This is a genomic window from Streptomyces coffeae (genome assembly GCF_016741875.1).
In the GTDB taxonomy this organism is placed as follows: domain Bacteria; phylum Actinomycetota; class Actinomycetes; order Streptomycetales; family Streptomycetaceae; genus Streptomyces; species Streptomyces coffeae.
In genome coordinates, this window is record NZ_JAERRF010000015.1 from 35,801 (window position 1) to 55,048 (window position 19,248).

The 19,248-nt window shown below is 74.0% G+C and carries 12 protein-coding genes; 9 read left to right on the forward strand and 3 right to left on the reverse strand.

Annotation, left to right across the window (positions count from 1 at the left end; translation table 11 throughout):
* Positions 1–2 precede the first annotated feature (2 nt).
* The 6 genes from JK363_RS24285 (at position 3) to JK363_RS24310 (ending at position 12,195) form a co-directional block, all read left to right on the forward strand.
* Positions 3–1,853 carry a GAP1-N2 domain-containing protein gene (locus tag JK363_RS24285; protein WP_201877251.1) on the forward strand — a complete coding sequence of 617 codons (1,851 nt, stop codon included), beginning with the start codon at positions 3–5 and terminating at the stop codon, positions 1,851–1,853.
* Positions 1,854–1,857: 4 nt separating this feature from the next.
* Positions 1,858–4,644, forward strand: a complete 2,787-nt coding sequence (locus tag JK363_RS24290; protein WP_201877253.1) for a hypothetical protein — start codon at positions 1,858–1,860, stop codon at positions 4,642–4,644.
* A gap of 31 nt (positions 4,645–4,675) precedes the next feature.
* Positions 4,676–5,095 (forward strand): hypothetical protein, encoded by a 420-nt coding sequence (locus tag JK363_RS24295; RefSeq protein ID WP_201877255.1) that lies wholly within the window; start codon positions 4,676–4,678, stop codon positions 5,093–5,095.
* Between the two features lie 9 nt (positions 5,096–5,104).
* On the forward strand, positions 5,105–5,998 hold the full coding sequence (locus JK363_RS24300; protein ID WP_201877257.1) for a hypothetical protein: 894 nt from the start codon (positions 5,105–5,107) through the stop codon (positions 5,996–5,998).
* Positions 5,999–6,048: 50 nt separating this feature from the next.
* A complete protein-coding gene (locus tag JK363_RS24305) occupies positions 6,049–9,447 on the forward strand; it encodes a CHAT domain-containing protein (protein WP_201877258.1) in 3,399 nt (1,132 codons plus the stop codon).
* Between the two features lie 168 nt (positions 9,448–9,615).
* Positions 9,616–12,195 carry an ATP-binding SpoIIE family protein phosphatase gene (locus JK363_RS24310; protein ID WP_201877259.1) on the forward strand — a complete coding sequence of 860 codons (2,580 nt, stop codon included), beginning with the start codon at positions 9,616–9,618 and terminating at the stop codon, positions 12,193–12,195.
* 13 nt (positions 12,196–12,208) lie between these two features.
* On the opposite strand, the gene JK363_RS24315 is transcribed toward JK363_RS24310, so the two are convergent.
* On the reverse strand, positions 12,209–12,583 hold the full coding sequence (locus tag JK363_RS24315) for a winged helix-turn-helix transcriptional regulator (RefSeq protein WP_201877260.1): 375 nt from the start codon (positions 12,581–12,583) through the stop codon (positions 12,209–12,211).
* 170 nt (positions 12,584–12,753) lie between these two features.
* Here JK363_RS24315 and JK363_RS24320 point away from each other — a divergent pair, with 170 nt between their 5' ends.
* The gene (locus JK363_RS24320) at positions 12,754–13,707 is read left to right on the forward strand and encodes an NADP-dependent oxidoreductase (RefSeq protein ID WP_201877431.1); all 954 of its coding nucleotides are present in this window, start codon (positions 12,754–12,756) and stop codon (positions 13,705–13,707) included.
* A 231-nt stretch (positions 13,708–13,938) separates the two neighbouring features.
* Here the strand turns inward: JK363_RS24320 and JK363_RS24325 are convergent, their stop codons facing one another.
* Positions 13,939–14,826 carry a Rossmann-fold NAD(P)-binding domain-containing protein gene (locus JK363_RS24325; RefSeq protein WP_236076066.1) on the reverse strand — a complete coding sequence of 296 codons (888 nt, stop codon included), beginning with the start codon at positions 14,824–14,826 and terminating at the stop codon, positions 13,939–13,941.
* Between the two features lie 81 nt (positions 14,827–14,907).
* Here JK363_RS24325 and JK363_RS24330 point away from each other — a divergent pair, with 81 nt between their 5' ends.
* Complete coding sequence (locus JK363_RS24330) at positions 14,908–15,858, forward strand: AraC family transcriptional regulator (RefSeq protein ID WP_201877261.1); 951 nt, start codon at positions 14,908–14,910, stop codon at positions 15,856–15,858.
* Here the strand turns inward: JK363_RS24330 and JK363_RS24335 are convergent.
* The gene (locus JK363_RS24335; protein WP_201877262.1) at positions 15,809–17,008 is read right to left on the reverse strand and encodes a glycosyltransferase; all 1,200 of its coding nucleotides are present in this window, start codon (positions 17,006–17,008) and stop codon (positions 15,809–15,811) included. The genes JK363_RS24330 and JK363_RS24335 overlap by 50 nt on opposite strands.
* A 273-nt stretch (positions 17,009–17,281) precedes the next feature.
* Here JK363_RS24335 and JK363_RS24340 point away from each other — a divergent pair, with 273 nt between their 5' ends.
* Positions 17,282–19,222, forward strand: a complete 1,941-nt coding sequence (locus JK363_RS24340) for a glycosyltransferase family 2 protein (protein WP_201877264.1) — start codon at positions 17,282–17,284, stop codon at positions 19,220–19,222.
* Positions 19,223–19,248 lie beyond the last annotated feature (26 nt).

Sequence of the window (19,248 nt, forward strand, 5' to 3'; positions counted from 1 at the left end):
CCGTGGCCGGACAGGCGCACTACTCCTCCGCCCCTCCCGGTGCCGGTGACCGGCAGGGAGGTTTCCGCTTCACCGCGGTGTCCGCGGACCTCTCCCGGGCCACGCTGGAGGGCCTGCGCCCGCTCATGGCGTACACCCCACCGCCGGGCGCGGTGGCCGAACCGGCCTCCCACCCCGTGGCGTTTGCGTACGACCGGCTCGGTGAGACCCGCGCGGTGACCCGCATCCGCAGTGTCGGCCAGGACTACACGGGCCGCTGGGGCAACTACTTCTGCCACTCCGTCCTCGCCACGCCCGAGGAGCTGACCGGGCTGCGCCCGGTGGAGCTGTGGGGCGCCCCGCTGTGGGCCGAGGCCCCGGCCGCCGACGACGGCCGCCCGCTGCCGGGCATCGGTGAACTGCCCCTGGGCAGTACGGTCGGCCCCGACCGGGTCCGGCGGCTGCTCCACGGGACCGGCGCGGCGGGCGGGCGGCTGCTGGAACGCCTCCTCGCGGCGGTGCTGAGCGCCCTGGAGCGGACACCGTCGGACGCCGAGGCGGACGCACCCGGGCCGGTGGTGCTGGTCTCCTCCTCCGGCGACCGCGTACTGGACTGGCTCACCGCCGTCTCCTACGCCCTCCCGGCCCCGCTGGCCGCCGAGTTGACGTTCATCACCTACACCGACCGGCCGTACGACGACCACCGGCTGCTGGTGGGCACCGTCCCGGAGGTGTGGGAGCGCTGCGGCGGTGAGCGTTGTGGCGGCGAGCACGGTGTCTTCCACCTCGATCCGCCACTGACGGATGGCCCTGTCTCCGGGGACACATCGCACGGTACGGCCGCCGGGCTGCTCGCCCGCGCCTGGGCGGAGGACGACCTCGATGTGTTCGACACCGTCGCCGACCTCTGGTCCGCGGCGCCCGCGGACCGGGCTTCCCGGCTCACCACGGTGTGCGCCCTGGTGGCGCTCGCCCGCGGCACCTGGGACGCGGCGCGCGCCCCACGGCCGGAGCGGGACGCGCTCGACGCACTGCTCGGCTCCTTCGCGGAGCACCCCGACCGCTTACCGCCGGAGGTGCACCGGTCCCTGGCGTCCGGTCCGGCCGGTCTGGACGCGCCGCTCGCCGCCCGGCTGCTCACCGTCTCCCCCGCCTTCCGGGACACCGCCCGCCACACCCTCGAACAGGCCCTGCTGACCGGTGCGTTCCCGGAAACGGCTCCGATTCCGGCAGCGGACGGCGCGGTGTCCGCGCTCGTACGCTTCGTGGACGGTGTGATACGGCTGCGGCTGGCCGAGGCGGACGTCGCACCGGAGGCCGTACGGGACGGCGCGGAGCAGTGGCTGACGGCCCGCCCCGAGCCGTTCGGCGACGCCCTCGCCGCACTGCTGCCGCCGGATCCCCGGCCCGCACAGCCGCCGACGGTGCCGCCCCGCCCGGCGGCACCACCGGGCGCCACCCTCGCCGACGCCTACCGCAGGGCGGTACTGGCCGGGGTGCTGCGGGCGTTGGAGGGCTCCACGGCGCTGCGGGAAGCGGCCCTCAGCCCCGAGGTGTGCGCGGCGCTGACCCGGCGCCCGCCCGATCCCCTGGGGATGGCCGAGGGCGGCGAGCCATGGGCGCAGGCGCCACGCACCGCGGTACGGGTGTGGCGGACGGGGACCGGGGCGCACCCCGCGCGGCGGCATGAGGCCGCGCTGCGGGTGCTGCGGCTGTACAAACAGGGGCTGCTCGGCGAGGAGGAGACCTGCGCGGCCGTCCGCGAACTGGCCGTCCCCGCACCCGCGGAACCGCCGCCCGAGCCCGTGGAGCCACCTGAGGACAGCTCCCCCGGACGTCTGCTGCGGCGTGTGCTGTGGCGGAGCGAGGGGTGAGCCGGTGCCGCTGTTCCTCCTGCCCGTGCAGGCCATCGCGGTGGCCGGGGTGCTGTTCCTCAATCTGCCCGCGCTGTTCCTGCTCCTGCTGGGGCGTCATCTGGTGCTCCTGTGGGGGACGCTGGGGCGCCCGGTGTACGGGCGGACCGGCGGGCTGTTCGCCATCGGGGTGCCCTTCCGACGGCTCTCCCTGACCGGTTCACGAGTGCTGCCCGCCGCCCGCTCCGCGCAAGCGCCGAGTACCCACCGCCCCGGTGGCGACGCGGACGAGCCCGCGTACCGGGCGTATCTCCACGGCCCGGCCCCTCGCGATCTTCTACGGCTGTACCGGGCCACCTGGGAGGACTGGCGGAAGGTGCTCCCGGCGGCCCGTGCGGGCGCCCGGACGACGTACGTCAGGACCGAGGGCGAGCCCGACCGGACCCGCACGGCCTGGGTCGGGCTCGGCTACCCGGTCTTTCTGCTCGGCATCCCGCCGGTCGTGCTGATCGCCGCCGTGCTGTGTCTGCCGGCGGCGGTGGTCCAGTTCGTGGTGTGGGCGGTGGCGTCCGTCCTCCGGACGGTGCTGTGGTGGGCGCCCCTCGCGGCCGTGGACCGGATCGGACGGTGGTGGCGCGACCGGGGCGCGGTGTGCCCGCATCTGGAGTGCGGACGGCGGGTGGCGCTGCCGGTGCACCGCTGTCCGGCCTGCGGCGCGGGCCATCGGCGGCTGGTGCCGAACCGGTACGGGGCGCTGCGCCATGTGTGCCGCTGCGGGGCCCGGCTGCCCGCCTCGCCGGTGTTCGGGGCGCGCCGGCTGGAGACGTCCTGTCCGTCCTGCGCCCGGCCGCTGCCGCGCCGCTCGGGTCGGGACCGGGCGCGGACGCGGACCGTGGTGCTGGCCGGAGGCCCCGACTCCGGTCAGAGCGTGGTGCGTTACCGTGCGCTGGCGCAGACCCGGGAGCGGGTGGAGGCGCTCGGCGGCGTCCTGCGCCCCGACCCGGTCGCGACCCACGCCACCACGCTGACCGGGCTGCGCGGGGCCAACGCTCCGCTGGTCGTCTACGATCCGCCCGGCTCGGCGTTCACCCGCCAGGAGTCGGTGGACACGCTGGAGTGTCTGCGGCGCGCCGACGGACTGGTCCTCGTGGTCGACGCGCTGGCGCTGCCGTCGGTACGGCGTTCGCTGGGCGAGGGGGAGCGGGAGGCCGTCGGCAGGGTGCCGGTCTCACCGCAGGACCCTTCGCACACCGTGGAACGTGTGCTGCATGTCGTCGCCGCGCTCCCGGCCCGGCGGCGGCCCCGGCGGATCGCCGTGGTGCTGACGAAGTCCCAGGCGGTGCGGCGGACCCGGATCGGCACCGATCTGCCGGAGGCGGCGGGGCCGGGCGATGCGGTCCGCGGCTGGCTGGAGCGTTCGGGCGGCGGCAATCTGGTGCGTACGGTCGAGCGGTTCGGTGGCCGGGTCCGGTATCGGACCGATGGCGACCCAACGGCGGAGAGCTCCGACGACGCCGCCGCGACCCCACTGGGCGAACTGCTGCTGTGGGCCGCCGGGATACGGGTCGCGCGCCGCCGCCTTCCCCGCCCCGCCGTTCGCCGTCGCCGTACCGCCGCCGAGCGGCTGGCGCTGCGGGAGCGGCGGGCGCGTGCGGCGGAGTGGCGGTGGCGGCGGATCCGGTACGCCGTGCCCGGGGCCGTACGACGGCCGCTGGCGGCGTTGCTGGCCGCCGGTGAGCGGCGCGGCAGGACGCGCCGCACCCTCCTCGAGAGCGCCCGCCACTCCGCCCGGCGGCGGGCCGACGGCTGGGTGCCCGGGGGGCGCGAGGGCGCGGCGGCCGGGGGCACGCGGACGGCGCGCGGCGGGCTGGTGACGGCGCATCTGGCGGGGCTGCTGGCGTTGCCACTGGCGCTGTCGCTGCTGGTGGCGGGGGCGCTGCCGCCGACGTGGTGCTTCGGGCTGCCGGAGGAGTACGACGCCTGGCGGCATCCTCTGACGGATTCGGTCCATGATGTCGACCTGGCCGCGTACACCCCGGGCGCGGACTGGCCCCGGGCGCTGGCGACCTACTCCGCCCCGGGCACCTCCCCGGCGATGGCGCGGGACGGTCACGACGGGGATGTGTGGTCGACCAAGGGCAGTCCCAACGCCGAGGACCAGTGGGTGCTGCACTTCGGAACGCCGGTGCGGATCAGCCGCGTTGACGAGGAGTGGCGGAACACCGGCCCGGTCAGCCTGGTCGACTACCGCGTCGGGACGCGCTGGGTCAGTCCGCCGCGCGGCAGCCGGCGGTTCGATCTGGACGATGACCATCCGGGCCGGCTCAACAAGCTGTCGATGGTTCTGAAACGTCCGGTCGAGGTGACGGCGGTGCGGGTGTGGGTGCTGCATCCGCGCCGCGGCGGCAACGACCGGCTGCGGACGGTGCGGGTGTGGGGGCCGTCGTCGTCGATCGTCCGGCTGCGCCCGTCGTCCGACGGTGAGCGGCTGCGCGTGGAGAACGCCGCGGCCCGCGAACTGGCCGTGGACGTCCGCCCTCCCGTGCTGCCCACCGGCTGGCGGGCGGTTCCGGTGGGCCGTGCGCCGCGCGAGGTCGGGCCGCACGGCACGGTCGGCGCCCGCTGGACGATCGAGCCGCCCGAGAACGGGGCGGTGGCGCGGCGGGGCGGTCCGGTGGCATACGCCGTGCGGATCACGGAGGACGGCCGCACCGTGACCGCCTGGTGCCGCGGGGTGCTGACGGCGGCGGGGAAGAAGAACCCGGCGAAGGACGCGGATGCGAGGTATCGGGTGGTGCCAACGACATGTTGATCACGGTGAGTTCACGCATAGGATCGCCTCCGTGACGAGCGAACCCGAACGTTGCGAGCCTTCCGAACGGTCCCGGCGGTCCGAGCGCTCCGAGCGGCAGGCGCTGGCCGCGCTCTGCGCGGCGCTGCCCCGGCTCCGGGCCATGCTGCGAGGCCCGGCCTCGCGGGCCCGGCGGGCGGCGGTGGAACAGGTGGTGCTGGCGGCGCGGCGTGGTGAGCCGGTCGGCGAACTCCTGGCCGGGCTGGGCATGGACAGCACCGCGCCGCTGCCGGCGGGCCCGTCCCGCACCACACTGCCGACGCCCGTGGAGGAGGACCGGCCCGCACAGGTGACCGGCGTGTACCTGTGCCCGCTGGGCACCTGCCCGCGCGCGGAGGAACGTACGGCCTCCTCGGGGCTGCCCGCGTGCGGTATCCATGACCAGGCCCTGCGCTTCGTCGCCGACCGGTGAGCGCGCGCCATGGTGAGCGGGTTCCTCTCCGAGTTCGGCCGGAAGGTCGCGGAGCGCTGGGCGACCCAGGTGATCCTGCCGGGGCTGTTGTTCACCTCCGCCCTGGCGGTGGCGTCGGCGCTGGGCCAGCGGCGGTGGTCGGACACCGGGCTGCTGTGGCGCACGCTCGGCGAGTTCGCGGCGGTGGGCGGGGCGAACCAGCAGGCCGCGGGGTCGGCGCGGACCGTGATGCTGGTGATCGGGGTGGTGGCGGTGTCGGTGGCGGTCGCGCTGGTGGCGCGGGCGCTGGGCGGGCCGGTGGCGTCGCTGCTGTCCGGGCGCTGGCCGTTCTTCGTACGCCCGCTGGCCCGGCGGCTGACGGCCCGGCGCATCGCGGCCTGGCGGCGGCACGACGCGGCGTACGAGGCGGCCCGGGAGGCGGGTGAGGACGCGCACCGGCTGGGTGAACTGGCCGCGCTGCGCAACGCGGTGGCGCTCACCGAGCCCCGTCGGCCCACCTGGACCGGGGACCGGCTGGCGGCTCCGGCCACCCGGGTGCGGGACCAGTACGCGCTGGATCTGACCGCCGCCTGGCCCCGGCTGTGGTTACTGCTGCCGGACACCACCCGGCAGCCGCTGACCGACAGCAGACAGGGCTTCGACGAGGCGGGCGCGCTGGGCGGCTGGGCGGTGCTGTACGGGGCGCTGGGGGTGCTGTGGTGGCCGTCCGCGGTGGTGGGCCTGGGCGCGGCGGTGGTCTGCCGGCGGCGGGCGCGGGAGACGGCCGAGGCATACGCGGAGCTGGTGGAGGCCGCGGTGGATGTGCATCTGGACGAACTGCTGGACCGGTTCGACGAGGAGCTCCGGCCGATCCGGCCGGGCCGCGGGGCGGCGGTCACCGAGCGGTTCCGCAAGGGCATATGAACCACGGGTGTTCCGGACCGCGGCGGCCCGCGGCCGTCGAAGGGGGAACGATGCGTGACCGGCTTCTCGCCGCCGTGCAGTCCCGGCTGGACTTGGCGGTCCGTAGCGGCGATCTCTCGGGGGCGCACGCACCGCAGGCCGGGGAGGAGGCCGACGCACTGCTGGCGTTCCTGGCCACCCCGCGGGGTGTGGACGCGCAGGTGCTGTACACGGCGGGGCTGTTGCACTGGTTCCGCTCCGCCCTGCCCGAGGAGGAGGGCCGGGAGTCCTGGGCGCTGGCGGTGGTTCTGCTGATGCCGTTCTACATGAGCCAGGTGGAGGCGCTCCCGGACGCGGTGCGCGCCTCGTTCACCCGGGGACTCTCCCCATCGGTGCGGCCCGCCGGGCAAGAGCTGGTCCGTGCGCATGCGGAGGCCATGGGCAATCTGGGCATGCTGCTGGTGATGCGGCTGGTGCGGCAGCGTGAGCGGCAGGCCGGGCGGGTGGGGGCACGGCTGCTGCGGGACGCGGAGCGGGCGCTGCCGCCGGGCCATCCGTCCCGTCCCCTGGTGCTGTGCAACCTCGGCTACGCGCTGGTGCTGAACGACCTGCTGGCGCACCAGGGCGAGGATCCGCCCCCGATGCCGGAGCTGGAGACGGCGATCGCGCTGCTGCGCGAGGCGTTCGCCACCACTCCGCGCGCCCACCTCAACCACGCGCGCTGCGCCAACGGGCTGGCCCTGGCCCTGCGTTGCCAGGCGATGCTGACCCGGGACCGGCCGCTGCTGGGCGAGTCGGTCGAGCTGCTGCGGACGGCGGTGGCCACCGCCACCGAGGTGGACGAGAACCTTCCGCAGATGCACGCGGACCTCGGGGCCGGACTGCTGATGTGGGCGGAGTCCGGGGCGGAGCGCCCCGGCGATGTGGACACGGCCCTCCTCGACGAGGCCATCGCACAGCTGGAGCAGGCGGTGGCCGGACTGCCGGACGGCAGCGAGGAACAGGCCCGTGCGATGGAGGGGTTCATGCGGGCGACCATGCTGCGCGCCCCCAGCCGGGTCTGGGAGAAGCACGATCCGCAGACCCGGAAGCATCTGGAGGTGATGGACGGCCTTGTCTCGTCGATGGTCCCCCGCCAAGGTTCCGACGGCGCCGAGGACTCCGGCAACAGCCGCCATCCGATGGCGGTCGTCGCCAAGCTGCTGGGCATGGTGTCCGGCGGTGGCGACAGCCGCAGCGCACAGCTGATGGACTTCGCGACGACCCTGATGCGCTACCCCGACGAGGCGGGGATGGCGGAGGTGCACATCAAGGCGATGGAGACGCTGGAGGCGCAGTTCAGCCATCTGCCCCCGGGCGAGCGCGAGGAGGCGCTGCGGGAGTATCTGGAGGGGGCCGAGGAGACCCCGTCGCCGGCCTTCGGGCCCGCGGACACCACCGATCTCGACGCGCTGCTGGAGATCCATGAGCGGGTGCTGCGGGAGGTGCCGGAGGACCACCGGGACCGGGTCCTGCTGGCGTTCAGCCGCCACGCGCTGCTGCTGGTACGGCACCAGTACGGCGGCGAGGAGATGTCGCGTGACGCTTGGGTGGCGGGGCTGGCCGAGCTGGCGCCGATGATGACGGAGGCGGAGGGCGGGCTCCCGGCGATGATGGCCCGGATGGGTCTGGATCCCGACCACATGGAGTCGTTCGTGATGCTGGCCTACGCCCAGCAGTCGCCCTTCGAGGCGCTGGCCCGCACCGGGGACGCCATCCGGCAGGGACGGCGGCGGCTGGCCACCCTGCCGGTGGACGACCCGGCGTACGCGCAGGCCCAGAAGGCCCTGGCCCATGCGCTGTTCGACCACTATCAGCTCGACCACGACGAGACGGTCTACCAGGAGGCGTCCGAGCTGGCTCGCCGGGTGCTGGACACCCTGCCCGCCGCCGATCCGTATCTGCCGTTCCTGCTGATGCCATGGGGCTCCGCGGTGTCCAGCCGGTTGCAGCACAGCGCGCTCACCCAGGGGGCTCGGGCGGCGGAGGGCGATCAGCCGAGCAGCGGTGTCGCCCGGCTGGCCTCCAACTCCGCTGCCGACGCCCTGGGTTACCGGGACGCGCCCGGCGCCCTGGAGGCGCTGGAGGACGGCCGGGCCCACCTGCTGTCCAATGCGCTCAACGCCCGGCGGGAGCTGGACCACTTGCGCCGGACCGACGCCGCTCTCGCCGCACGCCTGGTGGAGCTGCGCGAGCGGGTGCAGGCCCTCCAGGCACGGGGGGCCTACGGGCGGCTGCCGCGCCAGGAGGACATGGCCGAGTACCGGGATCTCGCCGGGCAGTGGAAGGAGTTGATGGACCGGTTGCTGGAGCTGCCCGGTTTCGAGCGCTTTCTGCTGCCGCTGCCGCTGGGGCTGCCGGATCTGCTCCCGGCCGCCGCCGAGGGTCCGGTGGTCAGTGTGAACGTCAACCCGCGCCGCTGTGATGCCCTGGTGCTGCGCCCGGACGGGCTGGTGCCGGTCGCGCTGCCCGAGCTGCGCGCCGGGGAGCTGATCGAGCAGGCGGACGCGTTCCACGAGGCGATCGCGGTGCTCACGCACGGCGGGGACGGGCTGCTGACCGGCCAGGCTCGGCAGGTGGTCGGGGAGACACTGGGCTGGCTGTGGGACGTCCTGGCCGAACCCGTGCTGGACGCCCTGGGGTTGACCGGCCCCCCGCCACCGGGCGGGCCCTGGCCCCGGCTGTGGTGGTCGCCGACCGGACCGCTCAACTCCCTGCCGCTGCACGCCGCGGGCCATCACAGCCGGCCCGGGGACTCGGTGCTGGACCGGGCGGTCTCGTCGTACACCCCGACCCTGCGCGCCCTGCTGCACAGCCGTGCCCAGGCGGTGGCGGCGCGGCGCGCCACGCTGGCGGTCGCGATGCCCACGACGCCCGGCCACGCCCCGCTGCCGCGCACGGTGGACGAGGCGGGCGCCCTCACCGCGCGGATGGCGGGCGCGGTGCCGCTGGTGGGGTCCGCGGCCACCCGGGAGGCGGTGCTCGCGGCGCTGCCCGGGGCGGCGGTGGCACACTTCGCCTGTCATGCGGGCAGTGATCCGGCCAATCCGGCCGCCGGCCATCTGCTGCTCCACGACGGGCCGTTGAGCCTGACCGCCATCAGCGCGCTGCAACTGGACGGGGCGGAGCTGGCGTATCTCTCGGCGTGCGGCACGGCGCGCGGCGGCGCCCGGCTGGCGGACGAGGCGATCCATGTGGCCTCCGCCTTCCAGCTGGCCGGGTACGCGCAGGCGGTCGCGACCCTGTGGGAGATCGGCGACGAGGTGGCGGCCGAGGTGGCCGCCGGTTTCCACGGTGCGCTGGACGGCGCGCTGGACGCCCCGGACCGGCTGCCCGGGGCGCTGGCCCTGCATACGGTGACCCGGCGGATGCGGGAGGCGCGGCCCGGTGAGCCATGGAGCTGGGCGGCTTTGCTGCACGCCGGAGCGTAGCGGCGGGGCGCGCGGACCCGGGCCGGACCGGGTGGGCCACTGTCGATCCGACACCGATCCGATCGGATATTTCGTCTTTCATCTACCTATAACCGGGAACATGGAGGAGAGAGCACAACGCGGGCATGCGCTGGACAGCCCCGCGCGCCCGCGGCCGGAGGTGAGCGCATGGCCGGGCAGATCCCCCTGGACGAGGCCGCTGCCGCCCGACTGCGTCTGATCGTCAAGGCCGGTGCGGAGCTGCACGGCGCCGAGCGGCTGAGCTTTCTGCTCGAGCATGCGGTGACGGAGTCCGGCGGTCTGGGCGGCATGGTGCATCTGCGCGGCCCGGACCGCCGGGAGCTGCTGCTCACGGCGGCACACGGGCTGGTGCGCACGGTCGCCGGGGGCTGGGCGGAGATCGCCGCCGACGGCACCACCGCCCCGGCCCGAGCGGTGGTCCGCGGCCGTCCGGTGTGGGCGGCCGCCCGGCCCGGTGAGAACGGCAGCGGCACCGTGCTGCCCGCCGGGACGGGACTGCTGGCGGTGCCGCTGATCGGGGCGGACGGCGCGGTGGCCGGTGCGCTGTCGGTGCTGACGGCCGCCGCCGAGGAGCCCGCCGCGGAGCGCAGGGCGGCCGTCGAGGAGCTCGCCGGGTGGACCGGGCCACGGCTGCCGGACCCGCGGGAGCATCCGCCCGAGCCGTGGCACGGGGACCCCGCCGAGCACCGGATCGCCCGGGATTCGGTCAGCCGGGCGCTGTGGCACATGAGCGACGCGTTCTTCGCGGTCGACGCCCAGTGGCGGATCACCTTCGTCAATGTGGAGGCGGAGCGGCTGCTCGGCGCCTCGCACGCACTGCTGGGCCGGACCCTGTGGGAGACCTTCACCCGGCTGGGCATCGACACCGTCGTGCCGGGTCTCCCGGCGCGCTACCGCCGGGCCGCCGAGGGCGGCGCCCCGGCCGGGTTCGAGGTGCGCTGGCCCACCAACCAGCGCTGGTACTACATGCGACTGGTCCCGGTGCCGGACGGGCTCGCGGTCTACGCGGCCGACATCACCGAGAGCCGGGCGCGGGAGGAGGAGCGCGCCGCCACCGAGCGCGCCGCGGCCGAGCGCAGTGCCCGGATCGGCGAGCTGACCGGCGCACTGGCCCAGGCACTGACGATGCGGGATGTGGTGAAGGCGGTCGCCGACCGGGTGCTGCCGCCGTTCGGGGCCTCGGGGTTCGTCGTCCACCTCATCGCGGGAGACGTGGTCCAAGTGGCGGGAGGGGTGGGCTATCCGCAGACGTTCCTGGAGGCGATGGACGGATCCCCGATCGGCGACGAGCTCTCGCCGATCTGGGAGGTGTGTCACACCCGGGCGCCGATCTTCATCGACTCGGTCGACGAGTTCAACCGGCGCTACCCCACCCAGGCCAACCGCCCGCTCGCGGCCCGCAAGGCGGCCTGGGCCTTTCTGCCGCTGGTCGTCTCCGGCCGGGACATCGGGTGTTCGGTGATCTCCTTCGCCGAACCGCGCCATCTCAACGGTGAGGAGCGCGCCCTGCTCAGCGCGCTCAGCGGGCTGATGGCGCAGGCCATCGAGCGGGCCCGGCTGTACGACAGGGAGCACACCCGGGCCAAGGAGCTCCAGCGCGGGCTGCTGCCGCGCACCCTGCCACCGGCCCACGCGGTCACCACCGCCGCCCGTTATCTGCCCGCGAGCGAAGGTGTCGAGGTCGGTGGCGACTGGTACGACGTGATTCCGCTGTCCGGCGCCCGGGTGGCGCTGGTGATCGGCGATGTGATGGGCCACGGGCTGTCCGAGGCGGCCACCATGGGGCGGCTGCGCACGGCCGTGCACACGCTCGCGGATCTGGAGTTTCCGCCCGCCGAGCTGCTCACCCGGCTCAACGACCTGGTGAGCGACCTCGGGGACAGTTTCTACGCCACCTGTCTGTACGCGGTGTACGACCCGGTCACCGCCACCTGCGCCTATGCCCGGGCCGGGCATCCGCCACCGGCCGTGGTCCGCCCCGGGGAGCCGGTGCGGTTCCCCGGCCACGCCCCGGATCCACCGCTGGGCGCGGCCCGGCCGCCGTTCGAGACCACCGAGGTCTCGCTGCCCGAGGGCAGTCTGCTGGTGCTGTTCACCGACGGTCTGGTGGAGTCGGCCGCGCGGGACATGGACCAGGGGATGGAGCATCTGGCGCGGACCCTGACCGCCGCCGTCTCCGGCCCGGACTCAGGCCCGGACTCCGGCCCGGGGGCGCGGCACGTCCGGCGGGACCGGGTGCGCGGCGACAGCGCGTCGCTGGAGCGGCTGTGCGACGAGGTACTGGCCACGCTGGTGCCGGAGCAGGGCACGGCGGACGACGCGGCGCTGCTGATCGCGCGTACCCACGCCATCGCCCCGGAGGACATCGCCGGCTGGCCGCTCCCACCGGGGCCGGTCGCCGCGAGCGAGGCGCGCGACCATGTCCGGGAGCAGCTGCGGCGCTGGGGTCTTGCGCCGCTGACCAGCACCGCTGAGCTGCTGGTCAGTGAGCTGGTGGCGAATGCGATCCGGCACGGCAGAGGTCCGGTGGAGCTGCGGCTGCTGCGTGGCGAGGGGCTGATCTGCGAAGTGTCCGACGGCAGTCTGACCACCCCGCGGATCCGCCATGCCTCGGCGACCGACGAGGGCGGGCGCGGTCTCCAGCTGGTCTCGGCCCTCTCCCATCGCTGGGGCACCCGCTACACGGCGGCGGGCAAATGCATCTGGACCGAGCAGCGGGTGCCGTGACACCCGCGGGAGCTCAGACCGCGCGGCGGACCGGACCGATGTCGTCGAGGTGCTCCTCGACCCAGCCGCGCAGTTGCCCCAGCGGTTCGGAGACACTGCGCCCGAGCGCGGTCAGCTCGTACTCGACATGCGGCGGGACGGCCGGATAGACGGTGCGGTCCACGAAGCCGCCGTCCTCCAGCCGGCGCAGCGTCTGGGTGAGCACCTTGGGGCTCACCCCCTGCAACCGCCGCTGGAGCACTCCGAACCGCTGCGGCCCGTCCTCCATCGCGCCGATCGCCAGCGCGGACCACTTGTTGGCGAGCAGGTCGAGCACCTCGCGGCAGGGGCACTGGGCAGCGTAGACATCATGCAGATCATGACGGCCCGAGTCACAGGTGGTGGCCATGGGAACGCTCCTGACGCAGCACTGACGTGGATACTTCCCAAACGATAGCAGTAGCCCTTGCAGGTAACTACGGTCCGCTGGGTAGCTTCGGGTCCCTGTTCACGACGTCGCTCACGACGTCCGAGATGTCCGTTGATCCCCGAGGAGGACCCGTGTCCGCATCACCTTCCATGCGTGCCATCAGCCAGGACGAGTTCGGCGGCCCGGAGGTGCTGCATCGGGTGGAGGTGCCCCGGCCCGAACCACTGCCCACCGAAGTGCTGGTGCGCGTCGTGGCCACGGGGGTGAACCCGGTGGACCACAAGACCCGGGCCGGCGGCGGTATGGCCGGGGTCCTCGGCGATCCGCCGTTCATCCTCGGCTGGGACGTCTCCGGTGTGGTCGAGGAGACCGGCTTCGGAGTGCACACCCTGTCGCCGGGGGACGAGGTGTACGGCATGCCGTGGTTCCCGCGGGCCGCCGGCGGCTATGCCGAGTACGTCACCGCCCCGTCCCGGCAGTTCGCCCGCAAGCCGAAGAGCCTGGGCCATGAGCAGGCCGCCGCGGTGCCACTGGCCGCGCTGACCGCGTGGCAGATCCTCACCGACACCGCCGGTGTGCGGTCCGGTGAGCGGGTGCTGATCCACGCGGCGGCGGGCGGTGTCGGCCACTTCGCGGTCCAGTTCGCCAAGCATCTGGGCGCCCATGTGATCGGCACCGCACGCGCCGCCAAGCACGACTGGCTGCGCGGGCTGGGCGCCGATGAGCTGGTCGACTACACCGCCGCGCGGTTCGAGGAGGCGGTGCGCGAGGTCGATGTGGTCGTCGACCTGATCGGTGACGGCGTCGACAGCACCAGCACCCGTTCGCTGGAGACGCTGCGCCCCGGCGGCCGGATCGTGGCGGTGCCCTCGGGGGTCTCCCCCGAGCTGATCGAGCGCGCCGAAGCCCGCGGCTTCCGCGCCTTCCCGTACCTGGTGGAGCCGGACGGCTCCGCGCTCACCCGGATCGCCGGGCTGATCGACGCCGGTGCGGTGGCCGTCGAGGTCGAGGACGTCCTGCCGCTGGAGCGGGCCGCCGACGCGCACCGGCGGCTGGAGGAGGGCCGCACCCGCGGCAAGCTGGTGCTGCGGGTGGCGGACTGACACTCCTGCCCCGGGCACGGACGGAGGCCCGGCTCGGCTGGGGGGAGATTGCCGGACCTCCGCCGTCGGACGTTCCGTCAAGGGGCGAGGAACGCCACGGGAACCGCCTTCCTTGTCGGCCGGGAAGCGGTTCCGACCCCTGTCTATCCGCACGTCGCGCATCCCGGCAATGATCACTTCAGGAAGTTGCCAGGCCGCCGCCGACCGCGGCCGGGGGTGCCGGGGATGGCCTCAAACGGCCCAGGCCCCCCGCGCCGCCGCCGCGCGGGCAAAGCCGGTGAAGTCCCGGGGCGCACGGCCCAGGGCCTGCTGGACCCCGTCGGCCAGATGGGCGTTGCGCCCGTCCAGCAGGGTGGCGAACAGCTCGGTCAGAAACGCCACCAGCTCCCCCGGCAGCCCGTGTTCCGCCAGCGCCGCCCCGTACTCCTCGGCGGAGACGGGCACATAGCGCACCGCGCGGCCGGTGGCGGCCGTGAGCTCCGCCGCCGCCTCGGCGAAGGTCAGCAGCCGGCCCCCGGTGACCTCGTAGACCCGGCCCGCATGGCCATCCCGGGTCAGGGCCACGGCCGCGACCTCGGCGATGTCCTCGGCGTCCACGAACGGCTCCTTGACGTCCCCGGCCGGAAAGACGATCTCTCCGCCGAGCACCCCGTCCCTCAGTACGCCCTCGTCGAAGTTCTGGAAGAACCAACTCGCCCGGATGACGGTCCACTCGGCACCGGGCACCGCCACCGCCCGCTCGGCGGGCAGCGCCGCGTCCTCGCCGCGGGCCGACAGCAGCACCAGCCGCCGTACCCCGCCCGCGACGGCCTCCTCGGCGAAGGCCCGGATGACGGCGGCGGCCCCCGGGGCGCCGATGTCCGGGTAGTAGGCGAGGTAGGCGGCGGCCGCACCGCGCAGCGCGGGTGCCCAGGTGGCGCGGTCCTCCCAGTCGAAGCGCACCTCGCCGGAGCGGGAGCCGATCCGCACCGGCACTCCGGAGCGGCTCAGCGCCCGCGCCACCCGGCGGCCGGTCTTACCGGTGCCGCCGAGTACCAGCACGGGCCCGCTGACGGCCGCGGTGCTCTGCGTCTCATCGCTCTGCGTCTCATCGCTCTGCAGGTCGCTGCTCTGTGTCATACGGACAGTCAACTGCCGCCACGTGAGACGGACCATGGCTCTCAAGCTCAACTCCATACGTCAACGTCTACGCTTGCGGCCATGGACGCACTGGCGAGTCTGCTCGACGGACCACGGGCCCGGGGGGCCTTTCTGCTCCGGGCGGTGATGGAGCCGCCCTGGTCCGTGCGGATCGAGGACCGCGCCCCGCTGTGTGTGATGACCATGGCGCGCGGCGAGGCATGGGTGGTGCCGGAGACCGGGTCGGCGCTGCGGCTGCGCCCCGGTGACGTGGCGATCGCGCGCGGCCCGGACCCGTACACGGTCGCCGACGATCCGGCCACCGCACCGCAGGCGTGGATCCTGCCCGGTGAGGTGTGCCGTACGGCCGAGGGCGAGGACCTGGCCGAGACGATGGCGCTCGGCGTCCGTACCTGGGGCAACAGCCCGGACGGCTCGACCACCATGCTCATCGGCAGCTATCTGCTGGAGGGGGAGATCAGCGGGCGGCTGCCGGCCGCGCTGCCCCCGCTGCTGGTGGTGCCCGGGGAGCAGTGGGACTGCCCGCTGATGCCCTGGCTGGCGGAGGAGATCGTCAAGGATGAGCCGGGGCAGGAGGCGGTCCTGGACCGGCTGCTCGACCTGCTGCTGATCTCGGTGCTGCGGGCCTGGTTCTCCCGGCCTGAGGCCGAGACCCCGGCCTGGTACCGGGCGTTGGGCGATCCGGTGGTAGGCCCCGCGCTGCGGCTGTTGCAGAACCATCCGGCATACCCGTGGACGGTGGCCGGGCTCGCCGCCAGGACGGGCATCTCCCGCGCCGCGCTCGCCCGCCGCTTCACCACGCTGGTGGGCGAGCCGCCGATGGCGTATCTGACCGGGTGGCGGCTGGCGCTCGCCGCCGATCTGCTGCGGGAGCCGGACGCCACCCTCGGCTCGGTGGCCCGGCAGGTCGGCTACGGCAGCGCCTTCGCGCTCAGCGCCGCCTTCAAACGCGAACGGGGCGTCAGCCCGCGGGAGCACCGCGCTCTCCACGCTGCGGCATCCGCAGGCTGATCGGCGGCACCCGCAGACAGCCGTCCGGGCCGCAGGTGGTGGTGCGGTCGTAGAGGTCCATCAGCCGCCGTGCGCACCGGGCGATGTCATAGCGGTCGACCACGTCCGGCACCGGGAACCGCCGCGGGCCCGCCGCGGCGAGTTCCCGCAGGCCCTCGGTCAGGTCGGCCGCGCCGGGGCCGATCCGGCGGGCACCGGGCGCCGCGCCCTCGGGGAGTTCGTCCAGCGCCGGACAGACGGTGTGCAGCACCGGCAGCCCGGCGGCCAGCGCCTCCAGGGCGGCGAGGCCGAACGCCTCCTCGGCGGACGGCGAGACCAGCACATCCATGGCGGACAGCAGCCCGGGCAACCCCGCGGGCCGGTCGTCGGCCGGGGCCACCGCCCCGTCGCGCTCGCCCAGCAGCCGGACCCGTCCGGCCACCCCGAGCCGGGCCGCCAGGTCCTCCAGGGCGGCCCGCTCCGGGCCCTCGCCGACCAGCAGCAGCCGGGCGCCGGGCAGCTCGGCGACGGCCCGCAGCGCGGTGTCGAAGCGCTTGCCCGCGACCAGCCGCCCCACCCCGCCCACCACAAAGGCCCGTTCGGGGATGCCGAGACGGGCGCGGGCGGCGGTGCGGGCGGCGGACGCGAAGCGGAAGTGGCGGGCGTCGATCCCGTTGGGCACCAGATGGATGCGCTGGTTGGGCACACCCCACTCGCGCAGCCGGTCGGCGACGGCGGCCGAGACCGCGACGGTCGCCGCGCCCAGCCGCTCGGTTGCCAGATAGCGGGTGCGGACGGCGGCGGTCAGCGGCCGGCCGTCGATCTGCCGCTCCCCCAGGGCGTGCTCGGTGGCGATCACCGCCCGGACCCCCGCCAGCCGGGCGGCGGTCCGGCCCAGCACACAGGCCCGGTACAGATGGGTGTGCACCACGTCGTAGCCGCCGGAGCGGATGGTGCGCACCAGCGAGGGCAGGGCACTCCATCCGGGCTCACCCCCGCCCGTGGGCAGATGGGTGACGGGAGTGCCGTCCGCGCGGATGCCGTGGGCGGTGGCACCGGGGCCGGTGAGGGCGACGACGTCACAGCGCACCGGCAAGTGGCGCAGCAGCAGCCTCAGTTGCTGCTCCGCGCCACCCGCGCCGAGGCGGGAGATGATGTGCAGAACTCTCATCGGACGGCCGCGCCCCATCCTCCGTATTCCGCGGACTCCATTCCCGGCCGACCCTGCCAGACAGCGAAATGTAAATCACGTAAGACGCGCGCTGATGGGCCGTCGGAGTGGATGTCTTTCGCACCGTCAACGGGGCACGCCGAAAATACGATGTCCACAGTTCCGCTCCATGGGATTGTTACCTTCTCATCTCGCGCGATGACATGAAGAATGTGGTGCGTCCGGGTCATCGCGGCGCGTTCCCTTCCACAGAGCCCCCGCGGGAGTGCCCAGATGCCTGCACAGATCCCCGTCAGACGTAAGCGTCATCAGGCCGGTGCGCCCGCCGCCGCGCATCGTGCGCACCCCGCACCCCCCGCCGCGCGCACCGCTTCCGGCACCGCGCACCACGGCCCCGCCGCGGTGTACGAGTACAAGCGCTACAGCGAGCTGGCGGGTCCGCTGACGGAAGCCCGTGCCGACCGCCCCTACCGGGTGCGCACCCGCAGTCTGCTGGCCCAGGAGCCGCACCGGTTCCGGGCGGCCCTGCTGCTGTGCGCGGCGCCGGTGTGCTCGGCGCTGCTGCTGCTGTGGCTGCTGCGTCCGGACCACTGGGTGGAGCGCGAGTATGTGACGGTGTGGGAGACCGCGGCGGATACGGTCATGCTGATCTCGATCGCGCTGATCGAGAGCTTCCGGCTGTTCACGGTGATCTCCAACGCCCATGCCACGCTGGTGGCCCGCGACCCGGTGCCGGTGGTCGCCGAGCCCGGCACCAAGGTGGCGTTCCTGACCAGCTTCGTCCCCGGCAAGGAGCCGCTGGCGATGGTCCGGGCGACGCTCGAGGGTGCGGTGCGCATCCGTCACACCGGACCGGTGGACGTCTGGCTGCTCGACGAGGGGGACGACCCGGAAGTCAAGGAGCTGTGCGCACGGCTGGGCGTGCACCACTTCTCCCGCAAGGGAATCGAGAAATGGAATCAGCCGAAGGGGAGTTTCCGGGCGAAGACAAAGCACGGGAATTACAACGCCTGGCTCGACGCGCACGGCGACGATTATGAATTCATGGCGTGCGTGGACACCGACCATGTTCCGCTGCCCAACTTCCTGGAGCGCATGCTCGGTTACTTCCGCGATCCCGATGTCGCGTTCGTCGTCGGTCCGCAGGTCTACGGCAACTACGACAACGGGGTCACCAAGGCCGCGGAAAGCCAGCAGTTCCTGTTCCACGCGCTGATCCAGCGGGCCGGGAACGCCTACGGCGGCCCGATGTTCGTGGGGACCAACAACGCCGTACGGATCAGCGCGCTGCGCGGCATCGGCGGGCTGTACGACTCGATCACCGAGGACATGGCCACCGGCTTCGCCATCCACTGCCACCGCAACCCCGTGACGCGGAAGAAGTGGCGCTCGGTCTACACCCCGGACGTGCTGGCGGTCGGCGAGGGCCCGAGCACCTGGACCGACTTCTTCACCCAGCAACTGCGGTGGAGCCGGGGTACCTATGAGACCGTGCTCAAGCAGTTCTGGAAGGGCTCGTTCTCACTTCCGCCGGGCAAGCTGCTCAACTACGCACTGATGATCACGTACTACCCGATGACCGCGCTCAACTGGGTGCTCTCCGCGCTGTCCTGCGCCCTGTTCCTGATGCTGGGCGCCTCCGGGGTGCACATCCCCGCCGAGATCTGGATGATGCTCTACAGCGACGCGGCGATGCTCCAGATCGGGCTGTACATCTGGAACCGCCGCCACAACGTCTCCCCGCACGAGCCGGAGGGCTCCGGCGGACTGGCCGGAATGCTGCTGTCCGCGCTGTCCGCCCCGATCTACGCCAAGTCGCTGTGCGACGCGGTGCTGCGCCGCAGAAGCACGTTCGTGGTCACGCCCAAGGGGGACTCCTCCAGCCCGGACCGGCTGTCCACCTTCCGGATCCATCTGCTGTGGGCGGGGGTCTTCGGCTCCTCGCTGACCGCCTCGTTCTTCCTGGGCCATGAGCACGCGGCGATGCGGACCTGGGCCTCGCTGGCCCTGGCGCTGTGCCTGGCGCCGGTGGTGATCTGGTACGGCGGGGTGCTGCGCGGCCGGCGCGGGCGGCCCGCGGCCCCGGCGGTGCCCACCGCGCGGTCGGACAGCCCGTGTGCGCCCGCCAAGGTGAGCATCGTGAAGGACGGGCCGCGGGACACCGCACCGGACACGGCGGCGGAGGACAAGGAGGCGGCGGTCTGCGCGCTCTGACCGCACCGCCAACGCCCGGCTCCCAC

Bases quoted from the DNA above. Each gene is read 5' to 3' on its own strand.
- JK363_RS24340 (WP_201877264.1), top strand. From the start codon at position 17,282: ATGCCTGCACAGATCCCCGTCAGACGTAAGCGTCATCAGGCCGGTGCG.
- JK363_RS24315 (WP_201877260.1), bottom strand. From the start codon at position 12,583: ATGGCCACCACCTGTGACTCGGGCCGTCATGATCTGCATGATGTCTAC.
- JK363_RS24300 (WP_201877257.1), top strand. From the start codon at position 5,105: ATGGTGAGCGGGTTCCTCTCCGAGTTCGGCCGGAAGGTCGCGGAGCGC.
- JK363_RS24305 (WP_201877258.1), top strand. From the start codon at position 6,049: ATGCGTGACCGGCTTCTCGCCGCCGTGCAGTCCCGGCTGGACTTGGCG.
- JK363_RS24335 (WP_201877262.1), bottom strand. From the start codon at position 17,008: ATGAGAGTTCTGCACATCATCTCCCGCCTCGGCGCGGGTGGCGCGGAG.
- JK363_RS24330 (WP_201877261.1), top strand. From the start codon at position 14,908: ATGGACGCACTGGCGAGTCTGCTCGACGGACCACGGGCCCGGGGGGCC.
- JK363_RS24325 (WP_236076066.1), bottom strand. From the start codon at position 14,826: ATGACACAGAGCAGCGACCTGCAGAGCGATGAGACGCAGAGCGATGAG.
- JK363_RS24320 (WP_201877431.1), top strand. From the start codon at position 12,754: ATGCGTGCCATCAGCCAGGACGAGTTCGGCGGCCCGGAGGTGCTGCAT.
- JK363_RS24310 (WP_201877259.1), top strand. From the start codon at position 9,616: ATGGCCGGGCAGATCCCCCTGGACGAGGCCGCTGCCGCCCGACTGCGT.